17 protein-coding genes are annotated in these 24665 nt (G+C 70.5%); 13 read left to right on the top strand and 4 right to left on the bottom strand.

What is annotated here, in order from left to right; all coding sequences use genetic code 11:
* Positions 1 to 222: 222 nt before the first annotated feature.
* The 3 genes from D3P35_RS14650 to D3P35_RS14640 are packed head-to-tail and all read right to left on the bottom strand — an operon-like array spanning position 223 to position 3489.
* Positions 223 to 1152, bottom strand: a complete 930-nt coding sequence (locus D3P35_RS14650) for a ParB N-terminal domain-containing protein (RefSeq protein ID WP_157982159.1) — start codon at positions 1150 to 1152, stop codon at positions 223 to 225.
* 1 nt (position 1153) lies between these two features.
* Positions 1154 to 2485 (bottom strand): ParA family protein, encoded by a 1332-nt coding sequence (locus tag D3P35_RS14645; protein WP_118135483.1) that lies wholly within the window; start codon positions 2483 to 2485, stop codon positions 1154 to 1156.
* Positions 2486 to 2487: 2 nt separating this feature from the next.
* A complete protein-coding gene (locus tag D3P35_RS14640; RefSeq protein WP_157982158.1) occupies positions 2488 to 3489 on the bottom strand; it encodes a helix-turn-helix domain-containing protein in 1002 nt (333 codons plus the stop codon).
* 658 nt (positions 3490 to 4147) lie between these two features.
* Here D3P35_RS14640 and D3P35_RS14635 point away from each other — a divergent pair.
* From D3P35_RS14635 to D3P35_RS14615, 5 genes are all read left to right on the top strand, one after another.
* A complete protein-coding gene (locus D3P35_RS14635; protein WP_118135481.1) occupies positions 4148 to 4921 on the top strand; it encodes an IclR family transcriptional regulator in 774 nt (257 codons plus the stop codon).
* A 131-nt stretch (positions 4922 to 5052) separates the two neighbouring features.
* Positions 5053 to 6447 carry a M20 family metallopeptidase gene (locus D3P35_RS14630; RefSeq protein ID WP_118135480.1) on the top strand — a complete coding sequence of 465 codons (1395 nt, stop codon included), beginning with the start codon at positions 5053 to 5055 and terminating at the stop codon, positions 6445 to 6447.
* On the top strand, positions 6444 to 7565 hold the full coding sequence (locus D3P35_RS14625; RefSeq protein ID WP_118135479.1) for a M20 family metallopeptidase: 1122 nt from the start codon (positions 6444 to 6446) through the stop codon (positions 7563 to 7565). Before D3P35_RS14630 ends, D3P35_RS14625 begins: the two co-directional genes overlap by 4 nt.
* The gene (locus D3P35_RS14620) at positions 7562 to 9616 is read left to right on the top strand and encodes a hydantoinase/oxoprolinase family protein (RefSeq protein WP_118135478.1); all 2055 of its coding nucleotides are present in this window, start codon (positions 7562 to 7564) and stop codon (positions 9614 to 9616) included. The genes D3P35_RS14625 and D3P35_RS14620 overlap by 4 nt, the downstream gene beginning before the upstream one ends.
* The gene (locus tag D3P35_RS14615) at positions 9613 to 11352 is read left to right on the top strand and encodes a hydantoinase B/oxoprolinase family protein (protein ID WP_232830516.1); all 1740 of its coding nucleotides are present in this window, start codon (positions 9613 to 9615) and stop codon (positions 11350 to 11352) included. Before D3P35_RS14620 ends, D3P35_RS14615 begins: the two co-directional genes overlap by 4 nt.
* A gap of 278 nt (positions 11353 to 11630) precedes the next feature.
* Here the strand turns inward: D3P35_RS14615 and D3P35_RS14610 are convergent, their stop codons facing one another.
* Positions 11631 to 13319, bottom strand: a complete 1689-nt coding sequence (locus D3P35_RS14610) for a M28 family peptidase (RefSeq protein ID WP_232830515.1) — start codon at positions 13317 to 13319, stop codon at positions 11631 to 11633.
* 204 nt (positions 13320 to 13523) lie between these two features.
* Here D3P35_RS14610 and D3P35_RS14605 point away from each other — a divergent pair, with 204 nt between their 5' ends.
* The 8 genes from D3P35_RS14605 to D3P35_RS14570 are packed head-to-tail and all read left to right on the top strand — an operon-like array spanning position 13524 to position 24430.
* Positions 13524 to 15209, top strand: coding sequence for an ABC transporter substrate-binding protein (locus D3P35_RS14605; protein WP_118135476.1), 1686 nt, complete (start codon positions 13524 to 13526; stop codon positions 15207 to 15209).
* 25 nt (positions 15210 to 15234) lie between these two features.
* On the top strand, positions 15235 to 16212 hold the full coding sequence (locus D3P35_RS14600) for an ABC transporter permease (protein WP_118135475.1): 978 nt from the start codon (positions 15235 to 15237) through the stop codon (positions 16210 to 16212).
* The gene (locus tag D3P35_RS14595) at positions 16196 to 17131 is read left to right on the top strand and encodes an ABC transporter permease (RefSeq protein WP_118135474.1); all 936 of its coding nucleotides are present in this window, start codon (positions 16196 to 16198) and stop codon (positions 17129 to 17131) included. Before D3P35_RS14600 ends, D3P35_RS14595 begins: the two co-directional genes overlap by 17 nt.
* Positions 17132 to 17134: 3 nt before the next feature.
* On the top strand, positions 17135 to 18145 hold the full coding sequence (locus D3P35_RS14590) for an ABC transporter ATP-binding protein (RefSeq protein WP_118135473.1): 1011 nt from the start codon (positions 17135 to 17137) through the stop codon (positions 18143 to 18145).
* Positions 18142 to 19137 carry an ABC transporter ATP-binding protein gene (locus D3P35_RS14585; RefSeq protein ID WP_118135472.1) on the top strand — a complete coding sequence of 332 codons (996 nt, stop codon included), beginning with the start codon at positions 18142 to 18144 and terminating at the stop codon, positions 19135 to 19137. Before D3P35_RS14590 ends, D3P35_RS14585 begins: the two co-directional genes overlap by 4 nt.
* Positions 19138 to 19162: 25 nt before the next feature.
* Positions 19163 to 20995: a hydantoinase B/oxoprolinase family protein gene (locus D3P35_RS14580; RefSeq protein WP_118135471.1), complete on the top strand. Its 1833-nt coding sequence runs from the start codon at positions 19163 to 19165 to the stop codon at positions 20993 to 20995.
* Positions 20982 to 23021, top strand: coding sequence for a hydantoinase/oxoprolinase family protein (locus D3P35_RS14575; RefSeq protein WP_118135470.1), 2040 nt, complete (start codon positions 20982 to 20984; stop codon positions 23019 to 23021). The genes D3P35_RS14580 and D3P35_RS14575 overlap by 14 nt, the downstream gene beginning before the upstream one ends.
* The gene (locus D3P35_RS14570) at positions 23018 to 24430 is read left to right on the top strand and encodes a M20/M25/M40 family metallo-hydrolase (RefSeq protein ID WP_118135469.1); all 1413 of its coding nucleotides are present in this window, start codon (positions 23018 to 23020) and stop codon (positions 24428 to 24430) included. The genes D3P35_RS14575 and D3P35_RS14570 overlap by 4 nt, the downstream gene beginning before the upstream one ends.
* The last annotated feature ends 235 nt before the right edge of the window (positions 24431 to 24665 follow it).

Here is a 24665-nt window from a genome sequence, read left to right as displayed (position 1 = left end):
GCCTCCCGCCCGGCACCTTTCCTGGCTGCCCGGGCCGGATGGCCCGGAGGGTGATGTCCTTCCGCTATCCTAGACCGCAGCCTGTGGCGGCGCACCTCACGGAAAACCGTGTAACGGAGATCCGGAAGGTGGCAGCTTACGATCCGGAAAAGAAGTGACTTCCTCTCACCTTCGGGCTTGTGGCGCGCATTATATGGCCATTATGCGCAGCACCCGACGGGTTCAAAGACCCCGGAAGAGTGCCGCCACGCGTTCGGCGAGCCTGTCGAGCTCCTCGCCGCGCACATCGGCGCCGCTCACCTTCAGCACGAGCCCCCTGCCCGACGCCTTCGCCTCGACCTTCAATCGCCCGGCCGCGAAGCGACCGGTGGCAGTCTCGGGTTCCGGGCCGGCGGCCGGAGCCGCCATGGCCTCTCCCCGCCGCAACCGGGGAATGATGGCGCGATAGGCCCGCTTCGGCGTGGCCGCCACGTCGATCTCGGCAAGGATGCGCTCGCGCAGCTCCACGCAGGACAGCCCCAGCGAAACGTCGTTCTGCGATACGCCGAGGCGCGCCGCGATCTCTTCCTGCGACAGGTCGCGCAGGCTCTCGGCGATGAGCCCGATCGACATCAGCTCCTCGAAGCCGCTGAGGTTCTCGCGCATCGTGTTCTCGTGGAACCGTTCCTCCAGGTCGGCCAGGGCGGCATCGCCCGTGTCGGTCGAGAGGATGGCGAGCACCTTGCGGCCCAGCCGCCGGCAGGCCTCGATGCGCCGGCGGCCGGATTGCACGATGAACACGGCATCGGTCTTGAGCGGGGCCTCCGACCCCGGCGTCCAGTCCGCATCCTTCGGGCGCACCCGCACCGGCTGGGTCTGGCCGCGACGGCGGATGTTGGCGACCAGCGCCTCGAAGGCCTCGTCGCCCTCCCAGTCCCCGACCCGATCGCTGCCCGCGACATCCTCGATCTGCGACGGGTCGAGCTCCAGCGCCACCGTGCCGTTGAGAATCCCCTGCACGAGCGATCCGTGCGTGCTCTCGATGCGCTTCTGCAGCAGGTTCATCGCCGAGCCGGCCCACATTCCGCCCATGGCGCCGCGCGGCGCCTCGTCCGGCGCAGCGCCTGCGATGTCCTCGGGAATGCTCGCGTCCAGCTTTCTCTTTCTCGGCATGTCAGCCCCAACGCTCCTCGATGAATGCCCTGGCGAAGTCCCGCGGCGGAAGCTCCGGGCAGACGCGCTGCACCAGCGCGTCGTTGACCGCATTCGCATTCGCCATGAAGGCCTTCGCCGACACCCGCCGCGTCTTGGGCGGCAGGTACTCGTAGATGCTCTTGTACTCCTCCGAGGCGTTCGCGATCGCGTCGGAGCGATTGTACCAGACCTGCAGGATCTCGCGCGGCGCCCTCCGGTAGAGGTCAAGGATCTGGTCGGTGTCCTGGGTGTTCTGCTCCTGCACGATCGTGGGAAGCACCACGTGCTCGCCACGCCCGATCTCGATGTCCGCCTCGAAGCCCATGATGAATTCGAGATATTCGCCGATATTCGAGACATAGGTGGCGAGCGTGGCGAGGTCGAATCCCTTCATCGTCTGCGGGATGATCACGCTGTCGGCGGCGATGAGCCCGTTGAGCTGCATGAGGGTGAGCGAGGGCTGCTGGTCGATCACGATGATGTCCACCGTCTCGTTCAGCGCGGTGAGGTAGGCTTCGGTGTCGAAGGCTCCGGAGGCGGTGCGCAGGTCCTCCAGCCGGGTGCGCGGGCCGTTGCCGGCGTCCCAGTCGCGGATCGCCTGCTTGAGGATGCGGTACACCGGCACCTGTGAGGTGCGCGACATGAAGAACAGGCTGATGTCGCCGTTCTGGATGTTCGCGCCGCCGGGAATGAGCTTGATGCCGGGCCAGGGGGTGGGCAGCCAGATGGCGTCCAGTTCGGCCGGCGTGCGAGGGGTGAGCTCCTGTGCGCCGGGGTCGTCCACCCCCATGAAATCGGCCAGCGTCGCGGTGTCCGGCTTGAAGAGGGGCAGGGCCTGGTCGGCGAAATAGAGGCTCACGGTGGCCTGCGGGTCCGCGTCGATCACGCCTACCCGAAGCCCGTAGAACAGGTTCACGTACTGCGCGAAATGCGCCGCGCTGAGCGACTTCCCGGTGCCGCCCTTCTGCGCGCCGAACGTGACAACACGCACCGGGTCGCCGGGCTTGCGCCAGTAGGAGTGCTGGCGCTTCGCGCCGGGGTTGGAGCCGATGAGCGCCCGGATGAGCATGATTTCCGACGGGGAGAAGGTGCGCTCACGCCCGCTTCGCTCACCTTCCGGAAACACCGGCTCGTCGGAGGAGACGCGCGCCAGGTAGGTGACGTCGACGTTCAGCAGTTCCGCCACCTCGGTCATGGAGAACCGCCTGGCGACCCGGGTGCGCAGGGTGAGGTCGCGCTGCAGGCGCGTGTTCACCGCCCCCATCACGCGGCTCATATTCCGGATGAACTGCTCGAATTGCCCGTATGCCATGTTTATATCCGCGGATATGAGGGCGACTCCATGCCGCCCGTCTTGTCCAAGGCTATGCTGCCTCTCTTCGACAAACTGTTGGACAATGCCCCCTTTGGCAACCCGAATTGCGTGCGATTCCACCGTTCGAGGTGGATTTCGATGAGCCGAAGCCGAGATTTGACCGGATCCTGAGCCCGCGCGGCCTCGATGTAGCCGGTGAACTGGCGCGGGGCAGGGGGGCGGCGCCAGTGCGACTTCCAGGCCCGGGAGATGCTGTCGACCAGCGCTGAAAGCTGGGGATCGGTGCAGCGCGCCTCGGCGATTTCGCGCACCTGGGCGGAGAGCTCATCGGACCCGTGTTCGACCCGAAGACGCTTCCAGAGCGCGGCCAGCCGCTTCGATATATCCGCGGATATGGCTGGCGCGCGTTCCGTGTCGTCCGCCGTGCTCACCAGTGCTGCGCTGCGCCTGAGCAGGTCTGGAGATGCGGGTTCCCGGAAGGTCCCAAAGGGCTGGCCACGCGTCAGCTCCGTCCATTCGGAAAGAACTTCCTCCACCTCGCCGGCGGCCGGAACGGGCGCGAGAGAGTGGTTTTCCTGACTCTGGTTTTTAGAGTTTACTCGGCGTTCGGCGGGCTGCACGCTGCGTTCAGCCGGCTCCGGCGTCGCGGAAGCCGCGGCGTCAGCGGTGCGTTTCCGGATGCTGAGGGAAGCGCGCCAGTCCGCCCAGAAGGTGACGAGGAATTTCAGGCGGTAGTTGTAGCCATTGGCCATCTTCTGGGTGAGCGTGTCGATCAGCCCCAGGCCGCGAAGCTCCTTCACATAGCCGGAGATTGCCGAGCGCGAGCGGGCGAGCCGGGCGCTCAGCTGCTCGAGCGATGGCCAGCAATAGCCCTCGGCATTGGCCATGCGGCAGAGCTCGGTGAGCGTGCGGAAGGCGCCGGGCGACATCTCGATCTCGAGTACGCGCACCGGCAGGGCGACGAACCCGTCTGCCGGGTCGAAGTGCAGGCTGTTGGTCATGACTTCCCTGTTCCCCGCAGGCTCTCGGGCTTGCGGCAGCAAAGGCATCCTGCTATCGTCGGGGTGAAAGACGCGGACGGCAGGGATGCAGTTCGTTTGTTCAGAAGCCGTGTGGTTGCAGCCACGCGGCTTCTTTCGTTCAGGGGGGAGGGGATCAGTTCATCTCGGTCTCCGCTCGTTCGCTCCGGGGCGCACGTGTCCCCCCCGCACGGGTATGCGGGAGCCTCGGGCCGGTGCCTGACCGACACGAAGGAACGCTTGCCTGTCTGCCTCTGGGGTCGACAAACCCCGCTTATGCATTGTTTTCGAGGCGATAGTGCATCGAATACCATGTCTAAGGCAAGAAATTCCGTGCTTTTGCACGTAGGCCCATCCGGCCGCTCCCCTCTCAAGATGAGACGGCGTTGCAGAAGCGGCGCATAAGTATCTGAAAAATAAATGAATTGCATCGAAGGGGCTTCGCCGTGAGCCGGTGCGCGCGCGTTTGCACGTCTCGGCGCGGTCCGTCGCTGCGGGACATGGTTCGGCGCCGGGTCGATTCGGGCTGGCAGGGCAGGGGCCTGCCGTCTGCTATGGGTTGATGCGCGGGGGTGCTGCGTGTATTTCGCCCAACGAAACCGTGTTTCGGGCTGGCGAAGCCTATCGAGGGAGGATCACTGTGGACTACACGATCTCGGCGGTCGACCGTGCGATCGGCCTTCTGGAGGCGCTGGTGGACCTGCCGGGCGCGGGTGTCTCGGACCTCGCGGAGCGCACGGGCAACACCAAAAGTCTTACCTTCCGGTTGCTCTATACCCTGGAGCAGCGCGGCTTCGTGGCGAAGGATGCGGAGCGGCGCACCTATTCGCTGGGCCATCGGGCGATGTTGCTGGGCGACCAGGCGCGCCGGCAGTCGCGCCTCGTGACCTCGGCGCAGCCCTTCATGCGCGAGCTCGGCGAGAAGACCGAGCAGAACGTGCTGCTGCTGATCCGCGACGGTCTGTGCAGCATCTGCGTGTCGCTGCGCAGCGCGCCGAACCCGCAGCGCATCTTCGCCGAGGTGGGCCGGCGCGGGCCGCTCTATGCCGGCGGCGGGCCCAAGGTGCTGCTCGCCTTCGCGCCCGAGGAGGTGATCGACCAGGTCGCCGCCGGGCCGATGACCGGCTTCACCACCAACACGCTGAAGGACGGCGACAGCCTGCGCGCGGCCCTCGCCACCATCCGCCGCGATGGCTGGACCGTGTCGGAGAGCGAGCTCGACTACAACACCTGCTCCGCCGCTGCCCCGGTGCGCAACCAGTCCGGCGAGGTGGTGGCGGCGCTCTCCGTCACCGGCTCGAGCGACCGGATGAGCGGCGAGGCGCAGCGCGAGGTGCTCGACGCGGTGGTGAGCGCCTCGCACCGTCTTTCGGCCATGCTCGGCTGGGGGGGCGCGCCGTTCATGGCAAGCTGAGCTCCCCGGGGTGCAGTTTTTCCTTGAGTCTCATTCGAAACACGGTTTCAACTGATGAAATAGTGGTTTGAAACGAGAGACAGCATGTGCCCGAGCCGACCCCCGCGCCCCCGCCACCTCCGCAGCCGGTCATGAGCGGGCGGGCCGGGGCCGTTGCCGGTGCGGCGGAGCTGGTGGACGACGGCCGCTTCCTCGAGATCCTGCGCCGCCGCGTGGCGATCCCGACCGAGAGCCAGGAGCCCTCGCGCCTGCCCGACCTGCAGCGCTACCTGGAGGAAGAGATCGCCCCGGCGCTCAGCGCCCTTGGCTTCTCCTGCCGCATCCTGCCCAATCCGGTGCCCGGCGGCGGGCCCTTCCTGATCGCCGAGCGGCACGAGGGCCACCACCTGCCCACGCTGCTCACCTACGGCCACGGCGACGTGGTGCGCGGCATCCCCGAGCAGTGGCGCGCGGGGCTCGACCCCTGGCGCATCACCGTGGAGGGCGAGCGCTGGTACGGCCGCGGCACCGCCGACAACAAGGGCCAGCATGCCATCGTGATAGAGGCGCTCGGCGCGGTGATTGCGGCGCGCGGGGCGCTGGGGTTCAACGCGAAGATGCTGATCGAGACCAGCGAGGAGATCGGCTCCGTCGGCCTCGACGCCCTGCTGGAGACCGAGGCGGCGGCTCTCTCCTGCGACCTGCTGCTCGCCTCCGACGGCCCGCGCCTCGAGCGCGACAAGGTGGACGTGAAGCTGGGAAACCGCGGCGCCGTGGCCTTCGACCTCACCATCTCGCTGCGCGAGGGCAGCCGCCATTCCGGCCATTGGGGCGGCGTGCTGGAAGACCCCGGGGTGATCCTGGCGCAGGCGCTCGCCTCCATCACCTCGCCGCGCGGGCAGATCCTCATCCCTCAATGGCTGCCGAAGGCCATCCCGCCGAAGGTGAAGGCGGCGCTGGCCGGCATCACGGTCGACCCCTCCGACCCGAGCCTGAAGATGCCCGACGACTGGGGCGAGCCCGGGCTCACCGTGGCCGAGAAGATGTATGGCTGGACCAGTTTCATCGTGCTTGCCTTTCTCACCGGCCGGCCGGAAAACCCGGTGAACGGCGTGCAGCCCGACGCCCGCGCCACCTGCCAGATCCGCCACACCGCGGATGTGGATGCGGAAGGCTTCCTGCCCGCCCTGCGCGCGCATCTCGACGCCCGCGGCTTCCACCAGGTCGAGATCACCGACCGGCGGGCAAACCGCTTCCCTGCCTGGCGCACCGACCCCGAAAACCCCTGGGTGGAGCGCGTGCTCGCCAGCGTCACCCGCACCATGGGCACGCGCCCCACGCTGATGCCCAATTCCTCGGGCGGGCTGCCGAGCGAGATCTTCGCCCGCCACCTCGGCTGCCCGGTGATCTGGATCCCGCATTCCTACGGCGGCTGCCGCCAGCACGGGCCGGACGAGCACGTGCTGGTGCCGATCCTGCGCGAGGGCCTGTCGATCATGGCCGGGCTGTTCTGGGACATTGGCGAGAGCGAAGGAGAGACCGCATGAGCCGCAAGAAGACCGCCGCCGAGCTGCTGGAGGGCATCCGCGCCTGGGTGGAGATCGAGAGCCACACCGCCGATGCCGCCGGGGTGAACGCACTCGCGGACCGCATCACCGCCGATTACACCGCCATCGGGGCGGAGGTGGAGCGCGTGCCCGGCCGCGACGGGCTGGGCGATCATCTCGTGGTCCGCGCGCCCTGGGGCCGGCAGGAGAACGCGCCGGGCATCCTCGTGCTCAGCCACATGGACACGGTGCACCCGCGCGGCACGCTGGCGCGCTTTCCCTTCCGCACCGAGGGCGATCTCGCCTTCGGCCCCGGCATCTACGACATGAAGGGCGGTGCCTATCTCGCCATGCAGGCGGTGGCCGAGCTCGCGCAGGGCGGGGCGGGCCTGCCGGTCACCCATCTCTTCGTGTCCGACGAGGAGATCGGCAGCCCCACCTCCGAGGCGCTGATCACCAGCCTGGCGCGGGCCTCGAAATACGTGCTGGTCACCGAGCCCGCGCGCGAGGGCGGCAAGATCGTCATCGCCCGCAAGGGGGTGATGCGCTACGAGATCCGCACCTTCGGCCGCGCCGCCCATTCCGGCGCGCGCCACGAGGACGGCCGCAGCGCCATTGCCGAGATCGCCCGGCTGGCGCTGCGCTTCCACGCCCTCACCGACTACGCGCGCGGCATCACCGCCAACGTCGGCATGATCTCCGGCGGCAGCGGGGTGAACGTGGTCGCCGCCGAGGCCTGGATGGCGGTGGACGTGCGCGTGCCCGACCTCGAGGCGCAGGAGGAGGTGGAGGCCTTCGTCGCCGCCCTCGCCCCGGAAGACGCCGACGTGACCATGGAGGTGACCGGGGGCATCAACCGCCCCGCCTACGAGACCACCCCCGAGATCGCCGCCCTGTTCGAGACCGCGAAGGGCCTTGCCGCCGGCATCGGCTTCGCGCTGGAGGGGCTCAAGACCGGCGGCGGCAGCGACGGCAATTTCACCGCCATGCTCGCCCCCACGCTCGACGGGCTGGGGGTCGACGGGCTCGGCGGCCACACCGATTACGAGCAGCTCTTCATCTCCTCGCTCGAGCCGCGCCGCGACCTGCTGCGCCGGCTGCTCGAGACGCTGGAATGAGCCTGTTGCGGCTGGGCTGCGATGTCGGCGGCTCCTTCACCGATTTCATCCTCTACGATGGCGATACGGGTGCCGTGACCATGCGCAAGGTGCCCACCACCCCCCGCGCGCCCGAGCGCGGGGTGCTGGAGGGGATCGCGGCGCTGGAGGCCGAGCGGCCCGGCCTGCTCGACGGGCTGGAGGCGCTCATCCACGGCACCACGCTGGTGATCAACGCCATCATCGAGCGCAAGGGCGCCCCCACGGCGCTGATCACCAACGAAGGCTTCCGCGACGTGCTCGAGACCCGCCGCGAGATCCGCTACGACATCTACGACATCCGCCAGGTGTTTCCCGCGCCGCTCGTGCCGCGCCACCTGCGCCGCGAGATTGCCGGCCGCCTGCGCCAGGACGGGGCGGAGCATGCCCCGCTCGACCCCGCCGAAATCCGCCGCGTGCTGTCCGAACTCGCCGCCGAGGGCGTGCGCTCGGTGGCGGTCTGCCTGCTGCATTCCTACGCCAACCCCGCGCATGAGCAGGCCGTGGCGGCGGAGGCCCGGGCCCTCGGGCTCGACATGGAGGTCTCGCTCTCCTCCGACGTGCTGCCCGAGATCCAGGAATACGAGCGTTTCTCCACCACCGCGATCAACGCCTACGTCCGCCCGCCGGTCGACCGCTACCTCGGCCGGCTGGAGGAGGGGCTGGCGGAGCGCGCCTACCGCCGCGCCTTCCTGCTGATGCAGTCGAGCGGCGGGGTGATCACCGCGCGCACCGCCCGCGCCGCACCGGTGCGGCTGGCCGAATCCGGCCCGGTGGGCGGCGTGCTCGCGGCCCGCGCACTGGCGGCGGAGGCCGGGCTCGACAGCGTGCTCGCCTTCGACATGGGCGGCACCACGGCGAAGACCTGCCTCATCGAGGGCGGCGAGCTGCCGGTCACCCGCGCCTACGAGGTCGACCGGGTGCACCGTTTCAAGCGCGGCAGTGGCACGCCGCTCGCGGTGCCCACGGTCGACCTGATCGAGATCGGCGCCGGCGGCGGCTCGGTGGCGGGGGTGAGCGCGCTCGGCTTCCTTACCATCGGCCCCGAGAGTGCCGCGGCCGACCCCGGGCCCGCCTGCTACGGCCGCGGCGGCACCCGCGCCACCGTGACCGACGCGAACCTGCTGCTGGGCTATCTCGACCCGGCCGAGTTCGGCGCCGGCGGCATCCGGCTCGACGCGGAGGCCGCCCGCGCCGCCATCCTGCGCGACGTGGGCGAACCGCTCGGCCTCACCGCCACGGAGGCTGCCGTCGCCATCCTCGGCGTGGTGAACGAGAACATGGCCCGCGCCGCGCGCATGTACGTGGCCGAGCGCGGCGGCGACATCGCCCGCGCCGCCCTCGTGGCCTTCGGCGGCGGCGGCCCGCTGCACGCGGTGGAGGTGGCCCGCCGCCTGCATGTGCCGAAAGTGCTGGTGCCCGCCGCGGCCGGGGCCTTCTCCGCCCTCGGCTTCCTCATGGCCCCGCCCACCTTCGAAGTGTCGCGCAGCCGGCCCGCCCGCCTCGCCGCACTCGACGCGGAGACTCTCGCACGCGAGTTTGCCGAGCTCGCCGCCGAGGCCGATGCCGTGGTCTCCCTCGCCGCGCCGGGTGCTGCCCTTTCGCACCGGCTCTATGCCGAGATGCGCTATGTCGGCCAGGGCCACCAGCTGCGCGTGCGGCTGGAGGACACCGCGCCCGCCGCCGTGTCCCGCGCCTTCGCCGCCGCCTACCGCGCCGCCTACGGCTATGCCTATGACGACCTCGAGCCCGAGCTGGTCACCCTGCGCCTCGTCTCCGAGGCCGCCCGGCCCGGCCCGCGCTTCGCCGCCCGCCCGGCCCGCGCCGCGCCCGCGCGCGAGCGCCTCGCCTGGGACAGTGCCTCCGGCGGTTTCGTGCCGCACCGGGTGGTGGATTTCGACGGGCCGGAGGCCGAGGTCGCCGGCCCCGCCCTTCTCGTGCAGGACGGCGCCACGGTGCATCTCGGCACCGGCGCCACCGCCCGCCGCAACCCCCGCGGCTGGGTGGAAATCGACCCCGGGAGCATGGAATGAACGAGATCCGCAGCGCCGGTTTCGACAGCGGCATGGACGCCGTGGCCTTCCAGGTCATCTGGTCGCGCCTCGTCTCGGTGGCCGACGAGATCGCCACCACGCTGGTGAAGACCGCCTTCTCCCTCGTGGTGCGCGACAACCACGACTATGCCTGCAGCCTCTACGACGCCCGCGGCCGCATGCTGGCGCAATCCACCCAGTGCACGCCGGGGCAGGCGGGCTCCACCCCCACCGTGCTGCAGGACATGCTGCGCGTCTACCCGGCCGGCACCCTCGCCGAGGGCGACGTGCTGATCTGCAACGACCCCTGGATCGGCGCCGGCCACGCGCCGGACGTGTTCATCGCAACCCCGGTGTTCCTCGACGGCCGGCTCAGCGGTTTCGCCTGCACCTGCGCCCATCATGCCGACATGGGCGGCCGCCTCGGCGCCACCGACGCGCGCGACGTCTACGAGGAAGGCCTCATCATCCCGGTGAGCAAGCTGGTGGAGGCGGGCCGCGAGAACGAGGCGCTCTACCGGCTCATCGTGCGCAACGTGCGCATGCCCGAGAAGATCATCGGCGACATCCGCGCCCAGATCGCGGCCAACCACGTGGGCGCCGAGGGGCTCAAACGGATGATGCGCGACTTCGGCCTCGACGCGCTGGAGCCGCTGGCCGACCGGGTCTCGGCCCATTCCGAGGCCGCCCTGCGCGCCGCCATCGCCCGGCTGCCGGAGGGCGAGGTGGTGAATGAGGTGCGCCACGAGCTCACCGACGACGCCGGCGAGCGCCTGCGCATCCGCGTGCGTCTCACCCTGAAGGACGGCGAGGCCCGGCTCGACTTCGCCGGCACCTCGCCCCAGGTGATGAAGCCGATCAACGCGGTGCTCAACATCACCCGGGCCTATTGCGTGTTTCCCTTCATCGCCACGCTCTGCCCCGACCTGCCGATCAACGCCGGCGCCTTCCGGCCCGTGGTGGTCGACGTGCCGGAGGGCACGGTGCTCAACCCCGTCTACCCCGCGCCGGGCATGTACCGTAGCCTCGTCTCCTACTTCACGGTGGAGGCGATCATGGGCGCGCTGCACCGCATCGCGCCCGAGCGGGTGATGGCGCCCTCGGGCACCTACCCGCTGTGGATCCAGAAGCTCTCCGGCGAGCGGGAGGACGGCACGGCCTTCGTGACCATCTTCAACGCGCAGGGCGGGCAGGGCGCCTTCGCCGACCGCGACGGGGTGAGCGCGGTGGTGTTTCCGGGCAATATCGCCTCCACCTCGGTGGAGCTGTTCGAGCACGAGGCGCCCTTCCTTGTGGAGCGGCGCGGCCTGCTGGCGGACAGCGGCGGCCCCGGCCGCCAGCGCGGCGGGCTGGGGCAGGAGAGCGTGCTGCGCTGCCTCTCCGGGCGCCCGATGCGCGCCGCGCTGAGCGGCGGGCGGCTTGTGGAGCCGGCGGCCGGCCTCTCCGGCGGCGGGCCCGGCGCCTGCGGCGCGATCTCGGTGAACGACGGCCCCGGCTTTGTCCGCGCCGGCCAGACCGACCTGCGCGAGGGCGATCTCGTGCGCCTCGCCCAGCCCGGCGGCGGCGGCTTCGGCCCCGCACATGAGCGCGCGCCCGAGGCCGTGGCCCGCGACCTGCGCGCGGGCTACATCACGCGCGAAGCCGCGGAGCGGGACTACGCCGTTGCCCTGCGCCCCGGCACGCTGGAGATCGACGAGAGCCGCACCGAAGCCCTGCGCCGCGCCTTGGCGGGCTGAGCCCCGCCGGCACCGGCTCACCGTGCAGCTTGCTGTCCGGGGGGCGAAGGCAGTGTCGGTCAAGCCGAACGCCAAGGGCTTCCGCCCGGCGCGGGGTTGCGCACCCCGGGCCTCCTCCGGCCCCGATGGTCTTGGTCTTGGTCTTGGTCTTGGTCTTGGTCTTGGTCTTGGTCTTGGTCTTGGTCTGCCGGCTGGCGCGAGGGCGTGCGCCGCCGGCCTTCCCCCGCACCGATAGCCTTCGCCTTTGGCCGCGCCGGTGACGGCGCGGCCGGAACCTGTCAGGCGGTTGCCGCCTCCACCAGCCGGGTGGCGGCGCGCAGGGCGGCGACGGTGCGGTTGCGCCCGCGCAGCGCCTGGGTGAGGGCGAAGCCGCGCCGCTCGCCGGTGAACTCGTCGAGGCGCGTGACGATCTCGATCGCCGGCAGCGGGTGGCTCGTCACCGCCGGGTCATGCGCGAAGCGCGGCGCCGAGGTGTAGTTGAGCGGCACCAGGATCCGGGCGAGCCCGGTGGTCACCGCATTCGCCTGCACCGGCGCCAGCCGGCCCCCGGCCACCGCGGCCTCGAAGGCCTCGAGCGCCGCGTCGAGCCCGGCCACGGCCTCGGCCGCGGGCCCGAGGTCGAGCTCGGCCCCCGCGGCCTCCGCGTAGCGCGCCACCGTGGCGGCGAATTCCGCGGTGATGCCGCGCCAGGCCACCGGCAGGTAGGGCTCGGTCGCCAGCGTCCAGATGCACAGCAGGTAGATGCCGATGTCGGTCTTCAGCACGTCGCGGTCGGCGATCTCCAGCGTGTCGTTCTCGGTGTGCCAGGCGATGTTGCCGCCGCAACCGGACACGGCGTAGTAGCCTTTCTCCTCGCGCAGCGCGTCGGGCATGGTGGAGGAGAGCATGAAGAAGCTCGACAGGCCGATGTTGTTGAACGAGTAGTCGCCCGCCTGGTTGGGCCGCTTGAACACCGGGGTCTGGCCGGCCACGGTCTCGATCACCTCGCGCACGAGGGGGAAGGTTTCGGCCATCGCCGTGGTCTGGTGGTAGGAGGTGGCCCAGCGGCAGCCGGGGCTGTCGCAGTTCACCTGCATCACGCAGTTCTCGTCGAGGTCGATGGCGAAGGCGTCGGCAAACCAGGTGGAGCCGGCGTAGCGGCCGGTGGAATGGCCCGGCCACCAGGCGATTCGCACCGAGCGATGCAGGCTGTCGCGGTTTTCCCACAGCAGGCGGGCGCATTCGAGCATGGTGGCGTCGCCCGTGGCATTGTCGCCCACGCCCACGTCCCACGAATCGTAATGCCCGTGCAGCAGCACGAATTTCTCCGGCTCCGCGGCGCCGCGGATCTCGGCCACCGGGATCGCCTGCTCGAACCAGCCCTCCTGCATCTCGGTGCGCAGGGTGGCCTCGGCGCCCTCCGCGGCCGCCGCGATCAGGCGCGCGCCGGTCTCGTGGTTCACCGCAGCCACCGGGATGCGCGGCTTGCGGGAGATGTCGTCGAGGTCGGGCGAGCCCCAGATGGTGGTGCAGGTGCCCCAGTGGATGTCGGTGCCGGGGTTGATGGCGATGAGCCCGGCCGCACCCCAGTCCTCCGCGATGGCGGTGAGGGCGGGGTTGCCGAACCCGTCGGTCACGAGGATGCAGCCCTCGAGCCGGGCGCGCATTTCCCCATCTGTCCCCGCGGCCTCACCGAAGAAGGCGGAGGCGCGCTTGTTGTAGGAGCGCAGGCTCGATTTCTGCGCCGGCAGGTAGACGAGCTTTGCCGTCACCCCCTCCGGGCAGCTCAGCGCCGAGGAGGGCGGCTTGGCGCGGAAACGCTCGCCCGCGAGCGTGACCGAGGCGTCGAGCGGCACGCTCAGCCACAGTTTCGGCCGGTGCACCGTGACCGGGATGCCGAGCGCCTCGAGCCGCGCCGCGATCATCTCGCCGGCGGAATTCACGTCTTCCGGGCGCCAGCGCGGCATCCCGGAAAAGGTGGTGATCAAATCCCATGCGTCATCGAGACGAATCTGCTTAAGAATTTCGCATTTTCCCGCGTCGAGCATGAACCTTCCTCCCTGGCTGACGAAATTTGTTTACCTCATGCCGGAGCCGGCGCATAGTTAATAAAACATCGTTTCACACAATGAAAAACAAATGCAGAGCGGGCGCGCAAGACGCCTCGCCGTGATCCCAACCAGGAGGTTGCCATGACCATCAGAAGACGCGATCTGCTCCGCCTTGCGGGGACAACGGCCCTCTCCAGTGTGGCCTTCGGCGCGCTGCCGTTCCGCGCCGCCCGCGCGGCGGAGGGCGGCCCGGTGCGGAGCCTCACGCTCTACAGCCGCACCCAGGCGGCGAACCCGCAGCAATACCAGGCCGCCGAGCTGATCGCCCAGATCTGGGGCGAGCTCGGCCTGAAGGTGACCGTGCAGGCCCTGCCCAACACCCAGCTCTCCGACGTGATCTGGTACAAGCGCGACGAATGGGACCTCACCATGTGGCAGATGGTCGGCCGGCCCGAGCGTTCGGACCCCGACGAGTTCGTCTACAACCTCTTCCACTCCACCACCGCCGAGACCGGCTACAACTTCGTGGGCTACCAGAACCCCGAGTATGACAAGGCTGCCGAGGAGCAGCGCGTCACCGCTGATCGCGACGCCCGCCGCGAGCTGATCTACCGCGCCCAGCAGATCATCAACGAGGACCAGCCCTACGCCTTCCTCGTCTACCCGGAGAAATTCTACGCCTATTCCGGCGCGGTGTTCGACCCCGCCACCGTGACCGACCAGCCCGGCCTCGGGGTGAAGAACTTCTGGACCTTCATCGAGATCACCCCGAAGGGCGACCAGAAGGACCTGGTGATGAACTCGTCCAACGAGCTCAACGCCTGCAACCCGTTCTACATCTCCGGCGCGCAGGACTCTTGGGTGACCGAGCTGATCTGGGACCGGGTGATGCGCATCGGCAAGGACGGCCTGCCGCAGCCCTGGGCGGCGGAGAGCGTGGTGTGGAACGACGCCGCCACCGAATGCACCATCACCCTGCGCGAGGGCATGGCCTGGCATGACGGCAAGCCGGTGACGGCCGAGGACGTGGTGTTCTCCTTCACCGCGCCGAGCCAGGACAACACGGCGCCGATGTACAAGCCCTTCACCGACATCATCACCGGCATCGAGGCGCCCGACGCGCGCACCGTGGTGATGACGCTGGACCAGCCCAACGCCGCTTTCGAGACCTCGACGCTCGCCAAGCTCAACATCGTGCCCAAGCACGTCTGGGAGCCGCTGCTGGCCACGCTCAAGCCAGGCGAGACCGCGGAGTCGATCACCGAGGAGAGCCGCATCGGCTCCGGGCCGTTCAGGTTCGTGCGCTGGCTGCCGCAGCAGGAGATCGTGCTCGAGGCCAACCCCGAGCACTGGGCGCCGCCGAAGATCGACCGCTGGATCATGCGCATCGTGCTCAACGTGGCCGCGGGCCTGGGCATGATGAAATCCGGCGAGATGAACTTCATGTCGGACTACACGGGCGACCCCGAGCTGCTCAAGCAGGCCGCGGAGGAGGACAAGGACCTGGTGATCGCCGAGGCGGTGGACATCGGCTTCCAGTATGCCGCCTTCAACTGCCGCCGCCCGCCCTTCGACGACAAGGTCTTCCGCCGCGCGCTCTCCTTCGCCATCCCGCGCAAGCTCATCCAGAACGCCGCCTGGAACGGCTTCGCCGCACTGGCCAACAGCCATGTCTCCGAGGCGCTGCCCTTCTGGCACGACCCGGAGACCGACACGCTCGAGACCGGGGTGAAGATCGCCAAGGCGATGCTGGAGGAGGCGGGCTACGTGATCTCCGACGGCACGCTCTACTACCCCGAAGGCAAGACCGACCCGTTCTCCGACTGACACGGCGGCCCGAGGGGGGCCTGACATGAGATACTTATTCAACCGCCTGGTTCACATGATTCTGGTGCTCTGGGTGGTCGGAACGGTGCTGTTCTTCATGTTCCGCATCATGCCGGGCACCCCGCTGGCCGCCTTCATCGACCAGACGACCACGGCCGAGCAGCAGCAGGCGCTCATCGCCCAGTTCGGTCTCGACAAGTCTCTGGGCGAGCAATACTGGCTGTTCCTGGTCAACCTCTCGCAGGGCGACCTGGGGCAGTCGTTCTTCTTCAAGAAGCCGGTGGTGGACATCGTGCTGGAGGTGCTGCCCAACACGCTCATCCTCACCCTCGCCTCGCTGGTCATCGCCTATGTCTTCGGCATTCTCGCCGGGGCCTGGCTGGCCTGGAAGCGCGGCTCCTGGATCGAGGGGGTGGGCATTCCGCTGGCCCTCACCACCCGGGCCGCGCCGGAATTCTGGCTCGGCATGGTGATGCTGGCGGTCTTCGCCTTCCAGTTCGGCTGGTTTCCGGCGGGGGGCGCCAATGCCTCCGGTGCGGCCTGGGACAGCGAGTGGCAGCGCATCTTCTCGCTCGACTACCTCAGCCATCTCGCGCTGCCCACGCTCACGCTCGCCATCTACCTGCAGGGCCTGCCGCTGTTGCTGATGCGCTCCAACATGCTCGAGGTGCTGCAGGAGGAATTCATCACCATGGGCAAGATGAAGGGCCTCTCCACCCGCACCATCGTGCTGCGCCACGCGGCGCGCAACGCGCTCCTGCCGGTGGCCACGGCCTTCGCGCTCGGCGTGGGCTCGGCGGTGGGCGGCAACGTGGTGGTGGAGACGGTGTTCTCCTGGCCCGGCATCGGGCGGCTGCTGGTGAACGCGGTCTCGGCCTCGGACTACCCGCTGGCGCAGGGCGCCTTCCTCATCATCACCGCCGTGCTCATCGTGATGAACTTCATCGCCGACATCACCTACCAGCTGCTAGACCCGAGGGTTCGCGTTGCAACGACCGCCTGACACCGCCGCCGCCGCCACCCTGCCGCTGCGCCCGCGCCGCAGGCTGCTGCCCGCCACCGGCCGCGTGCTGAGCGCCGTCATCGAGGTGCCGCGGCGCGACCGCTACGCCCTCGCCGGGGTGATCATCTACGCGATCTTCATCCTCGTGGCGGTGTTCGCCGACCGGCTGGTGACGCATGACCCGCTGGAGATGCTCTTCACCCCCGATTACGAGCTGGCGCGAAACCTCGCCCCCGACGGCACCTTCTGGCTCGGCACCACCTATTCCGGGCGGGACATCTTCTCCCAGCTCGTCATGGGCAGCCGCAGCGCGCTGATCGTGGGGCTCACAGCGGCGCTCTCGGTGGTGAGCATCGGCACGGTGGTGGGGCTGGTCTCCGGCTTCTTCGGCGGCTGGGCCGACACCATCCTGATGCGGCTGGCCGATATCGCGCTCGGCATCCCCTTCCTGCCCTTCGTGATCGTGCTGGCGGCCTTCCTCGAGCCCTCGCAGTGGAACGTGGTGTTCGGCATCGCGCTGCTGCTCTGGCCCAACACCGCGCGGGTGATCCGCGCGCAGGTGATGTCGCTGCGCGAGCGCGCCTTCGTGGAGGCCGCCCGCGTCACCGGGGCCGGGCCCTGGCACATCCTCTTCGTGCATATCGCGCCCAACGTGCTGGCGCTGTCCTTCCTCTACGCCTCCGTGGCGGTGGGCTGGGCCATCCTCACCGAGGCCTCGATCAGCTTCCTCGGCTTCGGCCCCTCCGATACCGTGTCCTGGGGCTACATGCTGCAGGACGCCTATGCCAGCCAGGCGCTGGGGCGCGGCCAGTTCTACTGGTTCGTGCCGCCGGGCCTGTGCATCGTCGCCGTGGTGGTGGCGGGCTTCCTCATCAGCCGCGGCTACGAGGAAGTCATGTTCCCCAAGCTGAAGGGCTGAGCCATGCTGCTGAGTGTGCGCAACCTCGCGATCGACTATGCCTCCCCCCGCGGGCGGGTGCGCGCGGTCGACGGGATCAGCTTCGACGTGCCCGCCGGCAAGGTGGTGGGCGTGGTGGGCGAGAGCGGCTGCGGCAAGACCACCGCCGTGCGCGCCCTCACCCGGGTGATGCCGGCCGCCGCCTCCTTCGCCGGGGGCGAGATCCTGTTCGAGGGCCGCGACATCGTCACCCTCCCGCGCCGCGAGATGCGCGCCCTGCAGTGGCGCGACATCGCCTATGTGCCACAGAGTGCGATGAACGCGCTCGACCCGGTGTGGAAGGTGGGCCGGCAGATCGAGGAGGTGCTGCGCAAGCGCGGCGGCATGGGCCGGCGCGCCGCCCGTGCCCGGGCGGGCGACCTCTTCGAGATGGTGGGGCTGGAGCGCAAGCGGCTCGACGAATACCCCCACCAGTTCTCCGGCGGCATGCGCCAGCGCGTGTCCATCGCCCTCGCCCTCGCGCTCGACCCCAGGCTGATCATCGCCGACGAGCCGGTGACCGCGCTCGACGTGGTGATCCAGCGCCAGGTGCTCGACACTTTCGCGCGGCTGCAGGCCGAGCTCGGCCTCTCGGTGATCCTGGTCACGCATGACATCTCGGTGGTGGCCTATGTGTGCGATTACGTGGTGGTGATGTACGCGGGCCAGGTGGTGGAGGCGGGGCCGGTGGGCGAGGTGCTGCGCCGCCCCGGCCATCCCTATACCATCGGCCTCTACAACGCCTTCCCCGAGCTTGCCGGCGATGACCGGCTGCTCGCCCCCATCGACGGCGCGCCGCCCGACCTCGCGGACCCGCCCTCCGGCTGCCGCTTCCGCGCGCGCTGCCCCTTCGCGGTCTCCGCCTGCCGCCACCCGCAGCCCGATGTCGCCATCGGCGAGGGGCACCGCGCGCTCTGCCACCGCGCGCCCGAGGCCGCAGCCCTGCGCGCCGAGGCCGCGCGCGCCCTCACCCCGGCCGCCGCAGGTGTGTCATGAGCCAGGCCCCGTCCGCCCCGCCGCTGGTCTCGGTCGAGAATGTCTCGAAGCGCTTCCACCTCTCCCGCTCGCTGGCCGACGTGCTCAGCGGCCGCCGCCCGGTGGTCGACGCGGTCTCCGACATCAGCCTCACGCTGAAGCGCGGCGAAAGCCTCGGCATCGTGGGCGAGAGCGGCTGCGGCAAGACCACGCTGGGCCGCATGCTGGTGAAGCTCGCCTCCCCCTCATCGGGCGAGATCCGCTTCGACGGCGAGGCGCTGGAGGGCATGGCCCGGGGCCCCGAGCTCGCCTTCCGCCGCCGCGCCCAGCTGGTGTTCCAGAACCCGTTCGACGCGCTGAACCCGCATTTCACCATCCGCCGCAGCCTCTACGAGCCGCTGCACAACGCCCGCATTCCCGAGGCCGAGCACGAGGAGCGCCTGGCCGAGGCGCTCGACATGGTGCGCCTCACCGCCACCCAGCACATGCTCGACAGCTACCCCCACCAGCTCTCCGGCGGCCAGCTGCAGCGCGTGGTGCTGGCCCGCGCGCTGGTGCTGCGGCCCGAGTTCATCGTGGCCGACGAGCCGGTGTCGATGCTCGATGTCTCGGTGCGCGCCGGCATCCTCAACGTGCTGCGCGAGGTGCGTGACCGCATGGGCCTCGCCGCCGTGTTCATCTCCCACGACCTCGCGTTGGTGCGCTACGTCTGCGAGCGCACCATCACCATGTACCTCGGCGCGGTGGTGGAGGACGGGCCGACGGCCGATGTCATCCGCGCCCCCCTCCACCCCTACACGAAGGTGCTGGTGCAGGCGGTGCCGGTGCCGGACGTGGACCAGTCGCACGCCGCACTGCCCATCGTCGGCGGCCTGCCGGACGCGCGAAACCCGCCCTCCGGCTGCCGCTTCCACGACCGCTGCCCGCTCGCCGTGTCGCGCTGCGCGGCCGAGCGGCCGGCCCTGCGCATGCTGCGCCCCGGACATTCCGTTGCCTGCCACCTGGCCGAGTAGCCGGGCGGAGAAAGGAGCACCCCCGATGACCGATTCCGCCCTCGCAAGCCGGCCCGCGCCCCGGCCCGACGCGCCCCGCGGCCTGTGCGACCCGGTGACCCTGGAGATCATCCGCGGCGCCGTCATGGCCACGCAGAAGGAGATGGAGGCGCTGATCGAGCGCACCGCCATCTCCGCCTTCATCCGCGAGAAGAAGGATTTCTACACCGCGCTCTTCGACGAGCACGGGGTGATGGCCGTGGGCTCGATGGTGCCGATATTCGGCGACCTCACCAGCCCCGTCTTCCGCCATTTCCCGCGCGAGAGCATGAAGCCCGGCGACATGTACTGGTACAACGACTGCTACGAGAGCCAGGGCGCCGTCTCGCATTCCAACGACCAGGTGCTGCTCGCCCCGGTGTTCCAGGCGGGCCGGCTCTGCGCCTTCGTGATGAGCTGGGCGCATTTCGCCGATATCGGCGGGCTGCACCCGGGCTCGATCAGCCCCGAGACCACCTCGATCTGGCAGGAGGGCATCATCGTGCCCCCCACGAAGCTCATCGACGCAGGGGTGACCAACGAGGCCGCGCTGGCCATCTTCCACCGCAACTCGCGCTTCCCGGCCCAGAGCATCGGCGACATGAGCGCGCTGATGGCGAGCGTCGAGCTCGGCGCCACCCGGGTGTCGGAGATCGTTGCGCTGCACGGGGCCGAGGTGGTGTCCGACGCGCTGGCGCAGCTGCTGGAGCGCAACCGCACCCTCGTGCGGGGCAAGCTGGCGGAGACCTTCGCCTACGGCACCCACCGTTTCACCGACGCGATCGACAGCGACGGCCACGGCAACGGCCCGTTCCGCATGCGCTTCGCCATGACCCGCGAGAAGGGCGAGGGCGGTGAGGACCGCTTCATCTTCGACGCGACCGAGAGCGACGACCAGGCCCCCGGCCCGGTGAACCTGCTGATGAACCCCGGCGTGCCCGGCATGGCGCTGGGGCTCTACTATCTCGGCGGCGACCCCGCGCAGGTGTGCAACGCCGGCGGCCCGCTTTCGCTCGACGAGGTGCGGCTGCGCGAGGGCTCGCTGGTGCAGCCGAAATTCCCCGCGCCGCTGGGCATGCGCGGCCTCACGATGATGCGCATGCTCGCCTGCCTCAACGGCCTGCTGAACGTGGCGGGCGGCGCCGCGCCCGCCGCGCATTCCGCCTATGTCGTCACGCTGATGCGCGGCACCTGGACGCGCGACGGGGCGCCGGAGCCCTTCCTGCTCGCCGACGGTATCGGCGTGGGCTACGGCGCGCGCAGCTTCGCCGACGGGATCGACGCGGTCTATTTCGTCGCGCAGGAGAACTACCCGGTGGAGTTCCTCGAGATGAGCTACCCGATGCGGCTGCGCGAATACGGCGTGGTGGCGGATTCGGGCGGGGCCGGGCGCTGGCGCGGCGGCTGCGGCATCGTGCGCGAATACGAGGTGCTGGCCGACGAGATGCTGCTGGGCCTGCGCATCGACGGGGTGACCAACCCGCCCTGGGGCATCAACGGCGGCATGTCCGGCGGCCCGGGCCGCGCCTTCCGCAACCCCGGCACGCCGGGCGAGACCGAAATCGCCCCGCTCTCGGAGGGCACGCGGTTCAAGAAGGGCGACGTGCTGCGCATCGAGACCGGCGGCGGCGGCGGCTACGGCCCGCCCTATGAGCGCCCGGCCGAGGACGTGCTGGAAGACGTGCTCGGCGGCTTCGTGACCGAGGCCGCGGCCCGCGCGCTCTACGGCGTCGCCATCACCGGCGGCGCGCTCGACGCGGCGGAAACCCGCGCCCTGCGCGCCGTGCCGCCCGAAGTGAAGACCTTCCATCGCGGGGAATATCTCGATGTCCTTTCCTGAAGCCGGCCTCTCGGTTGCCGTCGACATCGGCGGCACCTTCACCGACGTGGCGCTGACCGACCAGGCCTCCGGCCGCACCTGGCGGGCCAAGACGCCCTCCACCCCCGCCGACCCCTCGGAAGCCTTCCTGAGCGGCATCCGCCTCGCGCTGGGTGACGCGGGCGCCGATGCCTCCGCCCTCGCGCATGTGCTCCACGGCACCACGGTGGCGACGAACATGATCCTCGAGGGCAAGGGCGCCCCGGCGGCGCTGGTCACCACGAAGGGCTTTCGCCACGTGCTCTCCATCGGCCGGCAGGACATCCCCCGCAAGGCCAACCTCTACACCTGGGTAAAGCCGAAGCCCCCGGTGCCCGCCTCGCGCATCCTCGAGGTGGGCGAGCGCATCGGCGCCGGCGGCACGGTGATTGAGCCGCTCGACGAGGAGAGCGTGCGCGCCGCCGCCGCCGCCATCGCCGGAATGGGGGTGTCGGTGGTGGCGGTGAGCCTGCTGCATGCCTTCGCCAACCCCGCGCATGAGCGCCGGGTGGGCGAGATCCTGCGCGCCGAGCTGCCGGGCGTGATGGTCACCCTCTCCACCGACGTGCTGCCGGTGGTGCGCGAATACGAGCGCTCGCTCGCCACGGTGCTGAACGCCACGGTGATGCCCGGCGTCACCACCTACGTGCAGCGGCTGGAGGAGCGGCTGGCCGAGGAAGGCGCCGGCGCCCCCCTGATGCTCATGCAGTCGAACGGCGGCGTGGCCGGCGCGGCGAAGATCCGCCTCGCCCCCGCGCTCACCGCGCTCTCGGGCCCGGCGGCGGGCGTGGTGGGCGCGCGCGCTGCCGCCCGGGCCTGCGGCATCGACGACATCATCACCGTGGACATCGGCGGCACCTCGGCCGACATCTGCCTGATCAAGGGCGGCGAGATCGGGCTCACCCAGTCCGGCTCGGTGGGAGACTGGCCGCTGGCGCTGCCCATCGTCGACATGATCACCATCGGCGCCGGCGGCGGGTCCATCGCCCGCATCCGTGACGCGGCGCTCTCGGTCGGCCCGCAGAGCGCCGGCGCCCGCCCCGGCCCCGCCGCCTACGGCCACGGCGGCACCGAGCCCACGGTGACCGATGCGCATGTGGTGCTGGGCCAGCTGCCCGCCCGGCTGCTGGGCGGGCGCATGAGCCTCGATGCCGCCGCCGCCCGCCGCGCGGTGGAGGAGAAGGTGGCCGGCCCGCTGGGGCTCGACGCCCTCACCGCCGCGCGCGGCATCCTCGCCATCGCCGACAACCACATGGTGGGCGCGGTGCGCGTGGTCTCGGTGGAGCGCGGGCATGACCCGCGGGACTTCACCCTGGTGCCCTTCGGCGGCGCCGGGCCGCTGCACGGCTGCGCGCTGGCCGACCTGCTGGGTATCACCCGGGTGCTGATCCCGCTCGCGCCCGGCGTGCTCTGCGCCGACGGGCTGCTGGCGGCCGACCTGAAGGCCGAGTTCAGCCAGGCCCTGCCCAGCCCCGGCGCGATGGACGCGGCGGAGGCCGCCGGCATCGTGGCCGGGCTGGAGGCGCAGGCGGCGGAATGGTTCGACGAGGAGGGCGTGGCCCCCGCCGACCGCCGCACCGCCTGCCGCGCGCTGATGCGCTACCGTGGCCAGGGCGGCGAGATCGCGGTGGATTACGCCGCTTGCCCGGCGGAGACGGAGGCGCATTTCACCGCCGGGCACCGCGCGCTCTACGGCTTCACGCTGGAGGCGCAGATCGAGCTCGTCACCCTGCGGGTGGAGGCGACCGGCCTTGCCGCCTCGCCCCCGGTCATCCCGCTGGCCGAGGGGCGCGAGGTGCCGGTCTCCGAGCACGCGGAGGTGTTCATCGGCGACACCCCCACGCAGGTTCCGGTGGTCGACCGCGCCGCCCTCGGCGCCGGCGCCGTGCTCACCGGCCCGCTCATCCTCACCCAGCTCGACACCACGAGCTTCATCGCCCCGGGCTGGACCGGCACGGTCCACCCCTCCGGCGCCATCCTGCTCACCCGCGAGGAGCCCCGCTCATGAACGACACCCCCCGGCTGGACGCGGTCTTCGCCCATATCGACGCCCGCTCCGGGAGCTACGTGGAGCGGCTGATCGCCTACCTGCGCAACCCCTCGATCTCGGCCCAGAACAAGGGCATCCGCGAGGTCTGCGCCCTGCTGGTGGAGATGCTCACCGGCATGGGGCTGCAGGCCGAGGCGGTGCCCACCTCCGGCCACCCGATGGTGCTCGGCCGCTACGACGCCGGCCCCGACAAGCCCACCATCCTGCTCTACGGCCATTACGACGTGCAGCCGCCCGAGCCGCTGGAGCTGTGGCACAGCCCGCCCTTCGAGCCCGAGATCCGCGACGGGCGCATCTGGGCCCGCGGCGTGGGCGACAACAAGGGCCAGCATTTCGCCCAGCTCATGGCCATCGAGGCGCATCTCGCCGTGCATGGCACGCTGCCGTGCAACGTGATCTTCCTGCTCGAGGGCGAGGAGGAGGTGGGCAGCCCCAACATCGAGGAGTTCATCCGCGCCAACCGCGACCGCCTGCGCGCCGACCTGGTGGTGACCGCGGACGGGCCGATGCACCAGTCCGGCCGGCCGACCATCTCCTACGGGGTGCGCGGCGTCGCCTCCTTCGAGCTGCGCGCCCGCACCGGCCGGCGCGACGCGCATTCGGGCAATTACGGCGGGGTGATGCCCAACGCGATCTGGCAGCTCGTGCACCTGCTCGCCACGATGAAATCGCCCGAGGGCGAGATCACCATCGCCGGGCTCGCCGACCGGGTGCTGCCCGCCACCCCCACCGAGGCCGCCGCGCTCGCCCGCCTGCCGGACGACCGTGCGGCCTACATGGAGGCGATCGGCATGCGCGCGCTCGACGCCCCGGCCGACCGGCCGCTGTTCGACCGGCTGATGTTCCACCCCACGCTCACCATCAACGGCCTGCACGGCGGCTATGGCGGCCCCGGCTCCAAGACCGTGCTGCCGGCCGAGGCGGTGGCGAAATGCGACATCCGCCTGGTGGAGGCGATGACGGTGGAGGAGGTGTTCGCCTGCGTGAAGGCGCATGTCGAGGCGCATGCCCCTGAGGTGGAGTTCGTGCCCTCGGGCGGCATGCTGCCCTCCAAGACCTCGATGGACTCGCCCTGGCGCGGCGCGCTGGTCGACGCGATGATCGCGGCGCGAGGCGAGGAGCCGCTGGAGTTTCCCTGCATGGGCGGCAGCCTGCCGGATTACGTCTTCACCAAGATCCTCGGCACCGATGCCTTCGTGACCCCCTACGCCAATTTCGACGAGGCCAACCACGCCCCGAACGAGAACATGGAGGTGGCGCTGTTCCTCGCCGGCATCCGCACCGGGGCGGCGCTGCTCGAGGAGGTGGGAAAGCGCCCGGCAGGGGGGCCGGCCGCGGAGGCGTCCGACACGGCAACTGCCCCCTGAAGCCGGGGCCGCGAGCCGCGGCCACCGCCCGCGCCACCGCGACCGCCGGGGACCGGCGGCGCACGAGGGGCCGCCTCCTCTCCCGGCCGTGACCATCGGGGAGCCACAGGGGCCGGGGTCGAAAGCCCTCCCCGTGGGGGGATAGACGACACGGGCGCCCGGACAGGGCGCCGGGAAACGGGCCCGGGGTGGCCGGCACCCCGGCACCGGGCCGAAGGCGCGTCCCGCCGGCGGG

Source organism: Oceanicella sp. SM1341 (assembly GCF_003448965.1).
Lineage (GTDB): Bacteria > Pseudomonadota > Alphaproteobacteria > Rhodobacterales > Rhodobacteraceae > Paroceanicella.
This window is presented reverse-complemented; position numbering and strand designations above follow the sequence as displayed.

Coding starts and splice junctions, on each gene's coding strand:
- D3P35_RS14640 (WP_157982158.1), bottom strand. CDS start 3,489: ATGACCAACAGCCTGCACTTCGACCCGGCAGACGGGTTCGTCGCCCTG.
- D3P35_RS14650 (WP_157982159.1), bottom strand. CDS start 1,152: ATGCCGAGAAAGAGAAAGCTGGACGCGAGCATTCCCGAGGACATCGCA.
- D3P35_RS14575 (WP_118135470.1), top strand. CDS start 20,982: ATGTCCTTTCCTGAAGCCGGCCTCTCGGTTGCCGTCGACATCGGCGGC.
- D3P35_RS14600 (WP_118135475.1), top strand. CDS start 15,235: ATGAGATACTTATTCAACCGCCTGGTTCACATGATTCTGGTGCTCTGG.
- D3P35_RS14590 (WP_118135473.1), top strand. CDS start 17,135: ATGCTGCTGAGTGTGCGCAACCTCGCGATCGACTATGCCTCCCCCCGC.
- D3P35_RS14615 (WP_232830516.1), top strand. CDS start 9,613: ATGAACGAGATCCGCAGCGCCGGTTTCGACAGCGGCATGGACGCCGTG.
- D3P35_RS14645 (WP_118135483.1), bottom strand. CDS start 2,485: ATGGCATACGGGCAATTCGAGCAGTTCATCCGGAATATGAGCCGCGTG.
- D3P35_RS14620 (WP_118135478.1), top strand. CDS start 7,562: ATGAGCCTGTTGCGGCTGGGCTGCGATGTCGGCGGCTCCTTCACCGAT.
- D3P35_RS14605 (WP_118135476.1), top strand. CDS start 13,524: ATGACCATCAGAAGACGCGATCTGCTCCGCCTTGCGGGGACAACGGCC.
- D3P35_RS14625 (WP_118135479.1), top strand. CDS start 6,444: ATGAGCCGCAAGAAGACCGCCGCCGAGCTGCTGGAGGGCATCCGCGCC.
- D3P35_RS14570 (WP_118135469.1), top strand. CDS start 23,018: ATGAACGACACCCCCCGGCTGGACGCGGTCTTCGCCCATATCGACGCC.
- D3P35_RS14630 (WP_118135480.1), top strand. CDS start 5,053: ATGAGCGGGCGGGCCGGGGCCGTTGCCGGTGCGGCGGAGCTGGTGGAC.
- D3P35_RS14585 (WP_118135472.1), top strand. CDS start 18,142: ATGAGCCAGGCCCCGTCCGCCCCGCCGCTGGTCTCGGTCGAGAATGTC.
- D3P35_RS14580 (WP_118135471.1), top strand. CDS start 19,163: ATGACCGATTCCGCCCTCGCAAGCCGGCCCGCGCCCCGGCCCGACGCG.